This window comes from Acinetobacter sp. YH16038 (assembly GCF_013417275.1).
Taxonomy (GTDB): domain Bacteria; phylum Pseudomonadota; class Gammaproteobacteria; order Pseudomonadales; family Moraxellaceae; genus Acinetobacter.
The window spans coordinates 70,476-84,829 of the sequence record NZ_VPEG01000008.1; the positions used below are offsets into that span (position 1 = coordinate 70,476).

Here is a 14,354-nt window from a genome sequence, read left to right on the forward strand (position 1 = left end):
GATGCGTACATTCCTTAAAGCGCGTTTTTTTCTGCTTCCTGAATTTCAGCAACAGTTAACGCTGTCATATTCACTACGCGACGAGTCGTTGCAGTTGGTGTCAGGATATGAACAGGTTTCGCAGCACCAAGCAGGATAGGACCAATGGTCACGTTATTACCTGAAGTTGCTTTTAACAGGTTAAACGAAATATTGGCTGCATCCAGATTTGGCATGATCAGCAAGTTTGCAGAACCTTTGAAACGAGAGTTCGGGAATGCAAACTGACGGATATTTTCGTCCAGTGCTGCATCACCATGCATTTCACCTTCAACTTCAAGCTCAGGTGCAGTTTCAGAAAGGATTTCATATACACGGCGCATTTTTTGTGCGCTGGCATCGTGCTGGTCTGAACCGAAGCTAGAGTGAGAAAGTAGGGCAACACGTGGAGTAATACCGAAACGACGTACTTCTTCAGCAGCCAGAATCGTCATCTCAGCAAGCTGTTCAGCCGTTGGATTACGGTTGATGTAGGTATCCGCGATAAACAGGTTGCGCTCTTCAAGCATTAATGCGTTTAAGGTGAAGAAGGTATTATGGCCATCCTGTTTGCCGATGACATTGCTGACAAAGTCCAGATGGATGTCATAGCTTGAGTAAGTACCACATAACATACCGTCCGCCATGCCATGACGAACCAGCATCGCAGCGATCAGGGTAGAACGGCGACGCGCTTCACGGTGTGCATATTCAGGCGTTACACCTTTGCGTTGCATCAGGTTGTAATAGTCGTCTGCAAATTTTTCGTAATCCGGGTTCTTTTCCTGATCCACGATGGTGATGTTGACACCATCTTCAAGACGTAAGCCCAATTTCTTGATATTGGCTTCGATGACTGCTGGACGACCTACCAGAATCGGTTTTGCCAAGCCTTCATCCACTGCAATTTGTGCAGCACGAAGTACACGCAGGTCTTCACCTTCTGCATAAGCGATACGTTTAGGATCTGTTTTAGCTTGTGCAAAGATTGGTTTCATCATGAAGGCTGAGTTGTAAACAAACTCAGACAGACGTTGACGATATGCCGAGAAATCCTGAATTGGACGAGTTGCCACGCCAGAATCCATTGCAGCTTGAGCAACTGCAGGCGCAATTTCCAGAATCAGACGTTGATCCAGTGGACCAGGAATCAGGTAATCACGGCCGAAAGAAGCTGATTTTTCGCCATAAGATGCAGCATCTGCTTCTACGTGTGCCATACGTGCAATCGCGTGTACGCAGGCAATTTTCATTTCTTCATTAATGGTGGTGGCACCAACGTCTAATGCACCACGGAAGATATAAGGGAAGCACAGTGCATTGTTTACCTGGTTCGGATAGTCAGAACGGCCAGTCGCCATGATGACGTCATCACGAATTTCGTGTGCATGTTCAGGCAGAATTTCTGGATCCGGGTTCGCCAAGGCAAAGATAATTGGATCTTTGGCCATCAGTTTCACCATTTCTTTGGTGAGAATACCGGCTGCAGAAAGACCCAGGAACATGTCTGCACCTGCAATCACGTCACCGATCTGAGAGGCATCAATGTCTTGTACATATGCTTTTTTAGATTCGTCCAGACCTTCACGTTTAGTTGTTAATAGACCACGTGAGTCAGCAACGATGATATTTTCTTTTTTCGCGCCAAGGGCACAAAGCAAGTTCAAGCAAGACAGGGCAGCAGCGCCGGCACCTGAAGCAATGATCTTGATTTCATCAATTTTTTTGCCGTTTAATTGCAAAGCATTCAGAAGAGCAGAACCTACAATGATTGAAGTACCATGCTGGTCATCGTGGAACACAGGAATTTTCATGCGTTCACGAAGTTTCTGTTCAATATAGAAACATTCTGGAGCCTTAATGTCTTCCAGGTTGATCCCGCCAAAAGTGGGCTCTAGAGAAGCGACAATATCAACAATCTTGTCTGGATCATTTTCAGCAATTTCGATATCGAATACATCAACACCCGCAAATTTTTTGAACAGTACGCCTTTACCTTCCATGACCGGTTTAGACGCCAGCGGGCCAATATTACCCAAACCAAGAACTGCTGTACCGTTACTGACCACTGCAACCAGGTTACCGCGTGCGGTATATAGGGCAGCTGTTGAAGGATCACGTTCAATCTCAAGACATGGTGCGGCAACGCCAGGCGAGTAAGCAAGGGCTAAGTCACGTTGGTTGACCAATTGTTTGCTTGGTGTAACGCTGATTTTTCCTGGAGTAGGGAATTCGTGATAGTAAAGAGCCTGCTGCTTTAAAGATTGTTCGTCCATCTGTATCTCTATCGTTGTAAAGATTACCCAGAAAGCGGGTAAAAAATTGCATTTATGGCTCTGAATATAACATTTGTTAAGCACTTAGCCCAGTCAAAGTCGACCATTTTTGCGACAATCTTATTCGAGGTAGATATAGACTTAGACTTGATATATATAAGTTTCAGCGACGCGATTCTGTTCTAAATACGCAGTTGCTTCCAGTTCAGGCAATGGCTTGGAGAAGAAGTAGCCTTGGGCAATATCACAATCTAAATCACGTAGATATTGCAGCTGTTCTTCAGTTTCAATACCTTCAGCGACGACAGTCATGCCCATGGCTTTGCCCATCGCGACCATGGCGCTGACAATTGCTTCCTGTTTATGTTCCCCAATTTTAGAGACAAAACTGCGGTCAATTTTGAGAATATCAATAGGAAAATCGGCAAGATAGGATAAAGAAGAATAACCGGTTCCAAAATCATCCAGCGAGATATTAATCTGGCGCTGCTTGATCTGGTTCAGCAGATTTTTGACAGATTCAGAGTTTTCAATCAGTGAAGATTCAGTAATTTCTAGTTCCAGACTGGTGCCAGAAATCTGGTTTTCGCTAATGGCCTGATCCAGATCATCGAGTAACTGACCACGACGCAGTTGCTGTGCCACGATATTCACAGAGACACAGATATTATGAAAGCCAAGATCATTCCATTCACGAATCTGTTTGGCAGTTTGCTGAATCACCAGACGGCCGATCTCGGAAATCAGGCTGGTCTGTTCGGCTAAAGGAATAAACAAGCTAGGTGGGATGATGCCTTTTTCTGGATGTTTCCAGCGCACTAAAGCTTCAAAGCCATAAATATGCTGGTCATTGAAATTAATTTTCGGTTGATAGTAGACCACCAGTTCACCATTCTGGATGGCTTTACGCAGATCACGTTCAATGAAAATTCCTTGCTCTAGCAAAGCTGTATTTTCATTGGAGTAAAAATGGATAGTATTCCCGCCGAGATTTTTGGCTTCACTCAGCGCCTGTTCAGCACAGTTATTCAAATAATCTAGCTGACGACCATGATCCGGATAGAAGGCCACGCCCATCGATAGGGTAATCACATAATCTTGTCCAAAAATATGGAAAGGAGCCTGGAAGGCTTCAGCAATTCGTTGACAGTGTTCCTGTACAGACGGGCGAATATGCGAGATTTCATACAGAATCGCAAAATCGTCACCATTTAGATGGGCCACAAACAGGGCTTCAGCATTAGTCAGACGTAAGCGCTGTGCCACCTGACGCAACAGCTCATCACCACCATTATTAGACAGATATTCATTCAATGGACGGAAACGATCGATATTGAGTCGGATCACCGCCATTTTCTTGATGGAATCTTTTTGCGTCATCAGATATTGATGCAGCTGGTAGTTATAGTAAAAACGGTTCGGTAAATCAGTCAGTGTGTCGTAATTTTCCAGATAAGACAGGCGCTGTTCCTGTAATTTACGTTCAGTCAGATCAGAGACAATGCCGATATAGTGAGTGATACGGCCTTCATCATCGGTAATTGCATTGATATGTAACCAGAGTGGCATCTCTTTGCCAGACAGGAATTTCTCACTCAGTTCGCCATCAAAAGAACCGATTTTCACAACTTGTTTGATGATATTGGAATGAATGCTGCGCTGCTGTGACTTATGACTCGCAGTAATATCAAATAGATATTTACCCAAGATGTCATTACGTTCAAAACCGGACAAATTTTCGAAATAAGGGTTCACTTCGATATAACGTAATTCATCATTTAGGATGAAGATCCCTTCAGCTGCTTGCTCAATTACACTGGCTGCCAGTTTCAGGCGTTCTTGAGAACTACGTTCCTGTTGAATATCACGCAAAATTCCCACCATGCGTAAAGGACGGTGAGTTTCGGGATCGCGACTGATCACCCGACCTACATCATGTACCCAACTCCAGACTCCCGGCGCTTGCTGAATCCGGTAAGTTACTTCATAGCGCTCAGTTTTCCCACGCAGATGCTGTTTCATATTGCTTTTGAATGCAGCCAGATCATCGGGATGAATCATATGTTGTAACTGCAAATGATGCTCACTGGATTTCCGTTGTACCTTCTCATCTTTATGATTAGTCAGCAAAATACTGCGGTCTTTGATATTCCAGTCCCATGGACGGATGCCGGCGATTTCATGGGTCAGCTCAAGGTTTTGCTGCTGGTTTTTCAGATCAATATTAATCTGTCCGATATCATAAGTACGTTCACGAACTTTCTGTTCCAGTAACTGATTGCTGAGTTGTAGCTCCAGTTCGATATCTTTTGATTTATTGACTTCCGTTTGTAGCTGTTTGCACAGTTCATCCGTCCAGGCGACCTGTTGTTCGGCATTATTCACCAGCAATTCATTTTCTGCATAAAGGCGAGAAGTACGGGTATGAATACGATAGGTACTATTGGCACAGAGCAGGATCACAATGACTGCAAAATTTAAGGCTAGGCCAAAGACCGGATTAGCACCTGAGATATGAAAAAACTGAAAGAGTAAAAAAGGTACTAATGAAGGCAAAAATACCAATGAAAAGTAACTGAGCTTCTGGGTTAGATAAGTCAGACCAAAAGCTTGAGTCACGATTAACAGCAAAGCTGATAGAGTCAGTGCTTCTATTTCATCAAAATTAATATTGGCCTGCGGCAAGTAATAATAAATCAGAGAAATACCAGAAGCGATACAGCAACCTACCGCAAGGCTCTGGATCTGTAACCAGTAATGCGCATTTTTCAGTTGATATTGTTCAGGTTTAAAATACAGGGTATTGATAAGCCAGCACATGCTGACGGTAATTTCAGTCAGGATAAACCAGAGGTTAAAATAAGTATTCGATAAGCTATATTGAATGTGATAAACACAGAAAATATAGAGGCAAATAATCATGATACTTAGCAGAAAATATCGGCTATGTCGAAGCGTGTTCGCAATCTGAGCACGATGCAAGTGCTCTTTGATATAAGCCTCTTGATTATCAATCATATAATTAAGTGCCTTGTATTCGTCCTGAACGGTTTTTATCCTAGATTTTAATTTTTATTCAAGCCTGAATGATTCTTAAATCAATCAATATGTGTTTCATTATTATTGACTCAAGAGTAGAGTGCTTATAAATAAAAATCAATAAAATTAGTAACTAAATTTTACAATTTTGACCGCTTAAATAGTGTAATTCAAAATTGAGAGGGCAACGACAGGAGCAGTTTCGGTACGCAGCACACGTTCACCAATACACCAATTGACAAAGCCTTGCGCATTCGCCGCTAGGATTTCTGCTTCACTCAAGCCGCCTTCAGGGCCAATCAGCAAAGCAATATCCGGCGTGGCATTCGCCAGAACATCAATTTCTTCTTTATTTGGCGCTAGCACCAGTTTGGTAGTAGGAAGATCGGTTTCCAGCCATTTTTCAAGTGACATTGGCGCTAAAATTTTAGGGACAATGTTCATTCCACACTGTTCACAGGCGGCAATGGCTACACCTTGCCAGTGATCCAGTTTTTTCTGGTCGCGGTCGTATTTCAGGCGCATCTCACAGCGTTCAGAGGTTAAAAGCTGAATTTCAGATACACCCAGTTCGACCGCTTTCTGGATCGCATAATCCATGCGGTCACCTTTACTCATGACCTGGCCAAGCAAAGCTTTAAATTTTGGTGTGCGGTCAGTAGGGTTATAACTATTGACCTGTACAGCAGCCGACTTTTTGGAAACTTCAACCAGTTCAACTTCATATTCACCACCTTGTCCATTAAACAGGGTGGCTTTTTCGCTGACTTGAGCGCGTAAAACTTTAACCCAATGATGAAACACTGTTTCAGTCAGTTCTACAGTGGTATCTACTGCTAAATCAGCTTCAATAAAAAAACGCGGCATTAAAGTTTTACTCTCAAATCAGGTATTTTACTTATGCAAGACCGAGGTCTTTAACAAGTTGACGGGTTGGATCAGTGGTATTCATGGTATAGAAGTGCAAGCTTGGTGCACCGCCAGCAATCAGGCGTTCGCAGAATTTCACCACGACTTCATGACCAAAGGCTTTAATGCTTGCAGTGTCATCCCCATAAGTTGCCAGTTGCTTGCGAATCCAGCGTGGAATTTCTGCGCCTGTACCATCTGCGAAGCGAATCAGGTTGCTGGCATTGGTAATCGGCATAATACCCGGCGCAACCGGAATATCAATTCCAGCTTTCTGGATACGGTCTACAAAGTAGAAGTATGCATCTGGATTAAAGAAGAACTGGGTTAAGGCAGCATTGGCGCCAGCATTTACCTTATCCACAAAGTGCTGAATATCTTTATCAAAGCTGTCTGCTTGTGGATGCATTTCAGGATAAGCGGCAACTTCAATATGGAAGTGGTCACCTGAATGTTCACGGATAAAGCGAACCAGATCCTGTGCATAAGGCAATTCACCCAGGCCCACCTGACCAGATGGCAAGTCACCACGCAGCGCGACAATACGGTTAATTCCTTGTGCCTTATACAAATCAAGCAGTTCAGCAATACGCGCTTTATCATCGCCGATACAAGACAGGTGAGGGGCAACGGGTGTACCTTTACCATTAAAGTCATTGATCGTAGATAAAGTACGTTCGCGTGTTGAACCACCCGCGCCATACGTCACAGAAAAGAATTCTGGGTTCAGCAGTTGTAGTTCTTGATGTACGGTTTTAAGTTTTTCTGCACCCGCATCGGTTTTGGTCGGGAAAAACTCAAAAGAAATTGGAATCTGTTTAGACATGTTCAAATCCTTTTTATAAATACTTGTATTTTATAGATTACCCTCATCCTAACCTTCTCCCAAAGGGAGAAGGGACTCCCATTGTGATAGTTAAAGTCTTTAAAGACTTACCCTATAACAATTTTCACAATGGAAATCTCCCTCTCCTTATAGGAGAGGGCCGGGGTGAGGTGGAAATCAAAAATTAGTATTTATAAGCATCAGACTTGAATGGACCTTCAACAGGTACACCTAGGTAATCTGCCTGTTCTGGAGTCAATTGAGTCAGAACACCACCGAAACCGGCAACCATTGCAGCAGCAACTTCTTCGTCTAATTTCTTAGGAAGCAGTTCTACACGAATCGCTGCTTGTTTTTGATCTTCAGGAAGATCCGCAAATTTCTCAGCGAACAGGTGCATTTGACCCAATACTTGGTTCGCGAATGAACCGTCCATCACACGTGATGGGTGACCAGTTGCATTACCCAGGTTCACCAGACGACCTTCAGAAAGCAGGATCAGGTAATCATTTTCATTTTCTGAACGATATACTTGGTGTACTTGAGGTTTCACTTCAACCCATTTGTAACCACGTAAGTAGTTAGTATCGATTTCGGTGTCGAAGTGACCGATGTTACAAACTACTGCACCAGCTTTTAGTGTATCTAGCATCGCAGCGTCACATACGTGGTAGTTACCAGTTGTAGTCACGATCAGGTCGGTATTTTGAAGAAGATCAACGTTCACATCTTCTTTTTTGCCAGTTTGAACGCCGTTTTTGTATGGAGAAACCACTTCATAACCGTCCATGCATGCTTGCATCGCACAGATTGGATCGATTTCAGATACACGTACGATCATGCCTTCTTGACGAAGAGACTGAGCAGAACCTTTACCTACGTCACCATAGCCGATCACTAATGCACGACGGCCAGAAAGCAGCATGTCAGTTGCACGTTTGATCGCATCATTTAGAGAGTGACGGCAACCGTATTTGTTATCGTTTTTAGACTTGGTTACTGAATCGTTGACGTTAATCGCTGGAACTTTCAGAGAGCCATCTTTCCACATTTCCAGAAGACGCGCTACACCTGTAGTGGTTTCTTCAGTAATACCGTGGATTTTTGCAATCAGTTCAGGATATTTTTCGTGAACAACAGCTGTCAAGTCACCACCATCATCCAGAATCATGTTGGCATCCCAAGGTTTGCCGTTCACATTGATCTGTTGCTCAAGACACCACATGTATTCTTCTTCTGTTTCGCCTTTCCATGCAAATACAGGAATACCGCGAGCAGCGATTGCAGCAGCAGCGTGATCTTGAGTAGAGAAGATGTTACAAGAAGTCCAGCGAACTTCAGCGCCTAATTCAACCAGAGTTTCAATTAAAACCGCAGTTTGAATAGTCATGTGGATACAGCCAAGGATTTTGGCACCAGCAAGCGGTTTAGCAGCTGAGTAGCGCTTACGCAGACCCATGAGGGCAGGCATTTCAGCTTCTGCAAGTTTGATTTCTTTACGGCCGTAGTCAGCTAGGGAAATATCAGCAACTTTATAATCTGTAAATGAAGCATTAACCGCGTTCATCACGATCTCCTTATAAAAAACAATAATTGATCATTCAGTTCGCGGATGCCGTTGTTGGTCTGTCTAGAAAAAGTTGGACCGATCGTCGAGCCTGGCGCTTTTACATTTCGTACCTGTAAAACGTCGCAGCATCCCTCGACTAGCCGGCTATTGTACTTGGAAATTAATTTGGTTCCAATCCGAAATTGTTTAATATCTGACTAATAAGAACATTTTGAAAAATATCCTGATATTTGAAAACTGAAATAAAGTTTTATTCTCGTAAAAAAGCCCATCATCTGACGGGCTTTTTATTTATTCTATGTCCTGCTCAATTTCATCTGCTTTCTTAGTCCAGTAATCTGCCTGTAGGTCATCAGCAACCACACCAAGACCATTGGCATAAATAAAGGCAAGATCACGCATGGCTTGAACTTCGCCCCATTCAGCTGCTTGCTTTACAAGAGCAATGGATTTTTCGACATCTTTTTCGACCACATCACCACGTCGGTAAAAGCCAGCTAGCTCTAAAGTTGCCGCAGGGTGTTTTTCGAAATTGGCTTTACTCAACCAGTAATAGGCTAACTCAAAGTGAGCTTTAGAATCTTCAGGGTCTTCCTCAGCGATTTCTTTGGCATAAACCGTATAACCCTCACCGAGCCAGTACATGGCTTCAACCCAGCCGCCATTGGCTGCTTTCAATGCCCATTCTTCAGCCAGCATGATGTCTTCGTCATGCTCGCTTTGCATATAGAGTTCGGCAAGCTCAAATTGGGCTTCGGCATTGCCTGCCAGTGCGCGGTTTGCCAGCGTGGCAGGGGGAGAAACACGCTCAGTCATGTCAGTATCTCAAATATCTTTGTATCTAGATTAAAAGGTTCAAAATAAAAAAGCCAATCCGAAAATTGGCTTTTGTATAAAAGTCGACTGATAGAGCTTAAAACACGCAAACGAAGCTATTTGTTTAGAGGAATAACAATAAAACGAATAGAAAGAGAACAAAAATAAATTTAAATATTTTTCAATGATTCAGAAAGAAAAACAGCGGCCCGAAAGCCGCTGTTGATATACGATTAATGAGATAAGAATTTAGTCTTGCTGGATTCCTGCAACCACCCAATCTTGTTGAGAGCCGGCAGGTTTGACAAAGTGCCAGATTTCAGCAAACGGTTGAGGTTGGCTATTCAGGTCTTCACTTACAGTACCAGTGAAACGTACGCTTACTACGTATTGACCATTCTCATTCGATGAATCTACCACCATTGCATTCAGGTTAGAGAACTCAGCTACGTCCTGATCCTGATTTGCCATAATGTCGTTATACATCGACTGGTAAAGATCAGGGGTTAGGTAACGTTTAATTTCTGAAATGTTGCTCGCCGTATTCATTGACTGAATGTGGTTGAAGCGCTGACGTGCAACACGTAAGAAAGTCGCAGGTTCTGTTCCATCTGGAAGCTGGTTGCCGCTATTGGTATAGGCTGCACCAAATGGGGCGTTATTTACCGGAGCTGAACCAAACGGTGCATTCGTGCTTGTACTACCACCTACGTTCTGACCAAAAATATTGGTGTTGTCACCACCGCGAGGAGGCGTTTGACCAAATGGTGCTGAATGACCAGCACCACTATTTGGGGCATATGGATTAGAAGCTACTTTTTTTTTTGCGCCCATCTTACGGAAAATGAAGAAGGCAACAGCGGCAGCAAGTAAAATCCAGATCCACCCTGGAATACCACTTTTTTCCTCTTGTTGCTGTTGAGCTGCTTGAGCTTCAGAAGCCGCTTGTACTTCTTTGTCATCAGCCAGCGCATTGGCAGCAACTGCACCCACTGCAGCACCTGCTACACCGGCAGCAACCATACTACCTACACCTGGGCCAGATCTTTGCTGAGTTGCAGCACCAGCGGCTGGAGCCTGTTGTGCTGGCGCAGCTTGACGAGGTTGTTGATAAGATTGAGTAGGCGCAGCAGAACGTTGCATACCATGGCTTTTACCGCCACCGGCACGTTTTGCTTCAGCAGTTAAAGGAGCAACCAGTAATGCTGCTGTTAAAAGACCTGCAATCAAACCACGCTGTCGAACTTCCATTCAATTTTCCTATGTGAAAAAAACTTATTTGAATACTCTATTTATATAGGCTTTATAGGGGATTTCAATCAAAAATGTGTATTTTTTTAGGCTTTTCGCAAGATTTATCGATTAAAACTAACTGAGTTCATCACTTAGGCTCATGGCTTCACTCAGGGCTTCATGCAATCGAGCTACAGCAATGACCTGCACGCCGGGAATCGGTTTTTGCGGTGCATTGGCACGCGGTAAAATAATATATTTAAAACCATGTTTGACGGCTTCTTTCAGACGTTCCTGACCATTCGGCACCGGACGAATTTCGCCAGAAAGACCAACTTCACCAAAAACAGCGAGTTGCTGAGGCAAGGCTTTAGTCCGGATACTGGATGCACAGGCTAAAAGTACAGCCAGGTCAGAACCGGTTTCGGTAATTTTTAAACCACCGACGATATTGACATAGACATCCTGACCGGATGTTTGTACGCCACCATGACGATGCATTACAGCCAGCAGCATATTCAGACGATTCTGTTCTAAACCTAAGGCTACACGGCGTGGCTGACCATGGGCATCATCGACCAAAGCCTGAACTTCAACCAAAAGTGGGCGAGTCCCTTCACGGCTGATCATAACGATGGAACCTGGAATCGCTTCATCATAACGACTGAGGAAAATGGCAGATGGATTGGCGACTTCACGCAGACCTTTATCGGTCATGCCAAAGACGCCAAGTTCATTGACTGCACCGAAACGGTTTTTGACTGCGCGGATCATACGGTAACGTGAATCCGACTGGCCTTCAAAATACAGCACACAGTCCACCATATGTTCCAGTACACGCGGACCTGCTAAGGCACCTTCTTTAGTCACATGACCGACAATAAACAGGGCAGTGCCGCTATTTTTGGCGAAACGGGTCAGTAGGGCTGCAGATTCACGAATCTGTGACACACCACCTGGTGCAGACTGCAAGGTTTCGGTATATAAAGTCTGAATCGAGTCCAAAATCGCAACAGCAGGACGTTCCTGTGCAAGCACCTCGCAAATGCGTTCCACACAGGTTTCTGCCATGACTTTCAGTTGGTTAGTTGGTAAGTCCAGACGCTGGGCGCGTAATGCCACCTGAGATAAAGATTCTTCACCTGTCACATACAGGGCAGAGCTATTGCCTGCTGCCATATGGGTTGCGGTTTGCAATAGGATAGTTGACTTACCAATCCCCGGGTCACCACCAATTAGCACCACGGAACCTGTGACCAGACCACCACCTAAGACTCGGTCAAACTCACCAATCCCGGTTTGCAACCGGGTTTCATGTGAAACGGAGACTTTGTTTAAGGTGGTAATCGCTGCTGCCTGACCGGCATAACCTCCAATTTTTGGCTGAGCACGATGTGTCGTTGCAGGCGCAATACTGACTTCTACCAGACTGTTCCATTCCCCACATTCAGAACACTGACCCGCCCATTTAGGATGGTCTGCTCCACATTGTTCACAACGATACACACTTTTTGCTTTAGCCATAATTTCCGAAAATAAATATTGGGAATGGGGGCTACAGCATAGCGGTGAATGAGACTGAAAACCAAGACCTTTGGCTGAAAAAGTCACTGATTTACGTCAGCATATGACGCATATGAATTTACCTTTCTACATGAAAGTGAAATGAAAGTGAAATACCTTCTATAATGAGAAAATTCATCACGGGTACAGGAATCCTGACATGCCACAACTTTTAAAACATATCGATGCGATCGCACGTGAAAAAGACCGTGATGTATTATTTGTACATTTTGAAAATTACGAACATGAAAATGCAGATGCTGAGTCCTATCATTTACGTCAGAACCTGATGGAATGGCTAGAGCAACGCCAAATTAATTTTGCACCCTGTATGGGCATAGAACAGCCTGGCGTAATTGAAAGTTATTCAGGTGATCTTTATATCGATGTGCCATTTGATGAAGCCCATCCGGTTTACCAAATGGTCAGTGAACATCTGGAAGATGCCGAAGGGGAAATGAAAATTCCGGGTGTACTGTTCTTTGTATTATCTCTAGAAACTGCTCTTGAGATTGAAGCCGATCGTGAAGAGTTCTTAAATCTAAATCAAGCTCATGATGATGAATTTTCTGGCCGTGTGAACTGATAGTTTTAGCAAACTTAAATTGATAAAAAAGCCACGATGAACGTGGCTCTTTTATTAAGGGTTTTAAATTTGATTAATACAGTTCACCTGATTTACGGCGAGCAATAAAATCTTTGGATTCTTTCACGATCACCCCAGACAGCAGTAGCAGGCCGATCAAGTTTGGAATCGCCATCAAACCGTTGAATGTGTCTGCGAACAGCCAGACCAGATCCAGTGTTGCTACACAGCCAATAAATACTGAAGCGATATAAATGATGCGATAAGGGAATACAAATTTTTCACCGAGCAGATAGGTGGCACATTTTTCGCCGTAGTAGCTCCAGCCCAAAATGGTAGAATAGGCGAAGAAGATAATACCGAAGGTCACGATCCAGCCACCGACACCTGGCAGCAGTTTGTTAAATGTAGAAACGGTCAGAACAGCACCGGTTTGTCCACCAAAATCACTGCCGGCCATGATGAAGCCCATCACCAGGACAATACCGGTAATCGAACAGACAATAATCGTGTCAATAAAAGTTCCGGTCATGGAAACCAGACCTTGACGGGCAGGATGATCGGTTTTTGCAGCAGCAGCGGCAATCGGTGCCGAACCCATACCAGCTTCATTCGAGAAGACACCACGCGCGACACCATAACGAATCGCCGCACCAATCGCACCACCTACGGCAGCTTCACCAGTAAAGGCATAGGTGAAAATCATTTTCAGTGCAGGGCCCACTAAATCGAGATGGGTGAAAATAATGATCAGACCGCCCGCCACATAACCAATCGCCATAATTGGAACGATGAAGGAAGCAGCTCTAGAAATCCACTTAATCCCGCCTAGAATTACCAGTGCAGAAAACGCAGTGATCACGATACCTGTAACCCAGGTTTCCAGACCAAAACCATTTTCTACCGCGAGTGCAACAGTGTTGGACTGAACTGAACTACCAATTCCGAAAGATGCGACAGCACCAAAGAACGCAAAAATCAGCGCCAGCCATTTCCATTTCAGGCCACGCTCAATGTAATACATTGGACCGCCAGACATTTCACCGCGTTCATTTTTAACCCGGTATTTGACGGCCAGTACACCTTCGCCATATTTGGTTGCCATTCCGAACAGGGCAGTCATCCACATCCAGAATACGGCCCCTGGGCCGCCCAGCACACAGGCAGTTGCCACACCGGCAATATTACCGGTACCGATGGTAGCTGACAGCGCGGTCATGAGTGAGCCAAACTGGGAAATATCGCCTTCATGCGAAGGGTGTTTGCCAAAAACCTGTTTAAAGGCCAGTGGCAACATGCGGAACTGCCAGAACAGCAGGCGGAAGGTCAGGAATATACCGGTACCGACAATGAGGACCAGCATATATGGGCCCCAGACCCAGCCACTGACGGTTTCCATGATGCTTTGTAAATTTTGCATAAATTTCTTCTTATTTATCCGTGTCAGCTTTATTTGAGATGTTGATTGAAAAGCAATTGCTATGCCATGCGCGCTCATCCTAAACGCGAATATTGGCG

The 14,354-nt window shown here is 44.3% G+C and carries 10 protein-coding genes; 1 reads left to right on the plus strand and 9 read right to left on the minus strand.

Translation table 11 applies throughout. The annotated features are described in order from the left end of the window. Positions 1–14: 14 nt before the first annotated feature. The 8 genes from FTV34_RS05075 to radA all read right to left on the minus strand — a co-directional run bounded on the left by FTV34_RS05075 (position 15) and on the right by radA (position 12,211). Positions 15–2,294: an NADP-dependent malic enzyme gene (locus tag FTV34_RS05075; RefSeq protein ID WP_005236761.1), complete on the minus strand. Its 2,280-nt coding sequence runs from the start codon at positions 2,292–2,294 to the stop codon at positions 15–17. Between the two features lie 141 nt (positions 2,295–2,435). Beyond that, positions 2,436–5,312 (minus strand): bifunctional diguanylate cyclase/phosphodiesterase, encoded by a 2,877-nt coding sequence (locus tag FTV34_RS05080; protein ID WP_180069110.1) that lies wholly within the window; start codon positions 5,310–5,312, stop codon positions 2,436–2,438. Between the two features lie 177 nt (positions 5,313–5,489). Beyond that, positions 5,490–6,200: a 16S rRNA (uracil(1498)-N(3))-methyltransferase gene (locus FTV34_RS05085; protein ID WP_180012764.1), complete on the minus strand. Its 711-nt coding sequence runs from the start codon at positions 6,198–6,200 to the stop codon at positions 5,490–5,492. Between the two features lie 31 nt (positions 6,201–6,231). Next, complete coding sequence (metF, locus tag FTV34_RS05090; protein ID WP_166137759.1) at positions 6,232–7,068, minus strand: methylenetetrahydrofolate reductase [NAD(P)H]; 837 nt, start codon at positions 7,066–7,068, stop codon at positions 6,232–6,234. Between the two features lie 184 nt (positions 7,069–7,252). Further along, positions 7,253–8,635 carry an adenosylhomocysteinase gene (gene ahcY / locus FTV34_RS05095; protein WP_005236746.1) on the minus strand — a complete coding sequence of 461 codons (1,383 nt, stop codon included), beginning with the start codon at positions 8,633–8,635 and terminating at the stop codon, positions 7,253–7,255. Between the two features lie 294 nt (positions 8,636–8,929). Beyond that, positions 8,930–9,454 (minus strand): tetratricopeptide repeat protein, encoded by a 525-nt coding sequence (locus FTV34_RS05100; protein WP_180069112.1) that lies wholly within the window; start codon positions 9,452–9,454, stop codon positions 8,930–8,932. Positions 9,455–9,703: 249 nt separating this feature from the next. Next, positions 9,704–10,705 carry a Tim44 domain-containing protein gene (locus FTV34_RS05105; RefSeq protein WP_180069114.1) on the minus strand — a complete coding sequence of 334 codons (1,002 nt, stop codon included), beginning with the start codon at positions 10,703–10,705 and terminating at the stop codon, positions 9,704–9,706. Between the two features lie 117 nt (positions 10,706–10,822). Continuing rightward, positions 10,823–12,211 carry a DNA repair protein RadA gene (gene radA / locus FTV34_RS05110; protein WP_005236740.1) on the minus strand — a complete coding sequence of 463 codons (1,389 nt, stop codon included), beginning with the start codon at positions 12,209–12,211 and terminating at the stop codon, positions 10,823–10,825. A 199-nt stretch (positions 12,212–12,410) separates the two neighbouring features. On the opposite strand from radA, the gene FTV34_RS05115 reads away from it, so the two are divergent. After that, the gene (locus FTV34_RS05115; RefSeq protein WP_180053138.1) at positions 12,411–12,836 is read left to right on the plus strand and encodes a hypothetical protein; all 426 of its coding nucleotides are present in this window, start codon (positions 12,411–12,413) and stop codon (positions 12,834–12,836) included. Positions 12,837–12,909: 73 nt separating this feature from the next. On the opposite strand, the gene FTV34_RS05120 is transcribed toward FTV34_RS05115, so the two are convergent. After that, complete coding sequence (locus tag FTV34_RS05120; RefSeq protein ID WP_005236738.1) at positions 12,910–14,256, minus strand: sodium:alanine symporter family protein; 1,347 nt, start codon at positions 14,254–14,256, stop codon at positions 12,910–12,912. Between the last annotated feature and the right edge of the window lie 98 nt (positions 14,257–14,354).

Coding starts and splice junctions, on each gene's coding strand:
- FTV34_RS05075 (WP_005236761.1), bottom strand. CDS start 2,294: ATGGACGAACAATCTTTAAAGCAGCAGGCTCTTTACTATCACGAATTC.
- radA (WP_005236740.1), bottom strand. CDS start 12,211: ATGGCTAAAGCAAAAAGTGTGTATCGTTGTGAACAATGTGGAGCAGAC.
- ahcY (WP_005236746.1), bottom strand. CDS start 8,635: ATGAACGCGGTTAATGCTTCATTTACAGATTATAAAGTTGCTGATATT.
- FTV34_RS05100 (WP_180069112.1), bottom strand. CDS start 9,454: ATGACTGAGCGTGTTTCTCCCCCTGCCACGCTGGCAAACCGCGCACTG.
- FTV34_RS05120 (WP_005236738.1), bottom strand. CDS start 14,256: ATGCAAAATTTACAAAGCATCATGGAAACCGTCAGTGGCTGGGTCTGG.
- FTV34_RS05085 (WP_180012764.1), bottom strand. CDS start 6,200: ATGCCGCGTTTTTTTATTGAAGCTGATTTAGCAGTAGATACCACTGTA.
- FTV34_RS05115 (WP_180053138.1), top strand. CDS start 12,411: ATGCCACAACTTTTAAAACATATCGATGCGATCGCACGTGAAAAAGAC.
- FTV34_RS05080 (WP_180069110.1), bottom strand. CDS start 5,312: ATGATTGATAATCAAGAGGCTTATATCAAAGAGCACTTGCATCGTGCT.
- metF (WP_166137759.1), bottom strand. CDS start 7,068: ATGTCTAAACAGATTCCAATTTCTTTTGAGTTTTTCCCGACCAAAACC.
- FTV34_RS05105 (WP_180069114.1), bottom strand. CDS start 10,705: ATGGAAGTTCGACAGCGTGGTTTGATTGCAGGTCTTTTAACAGCAGCA.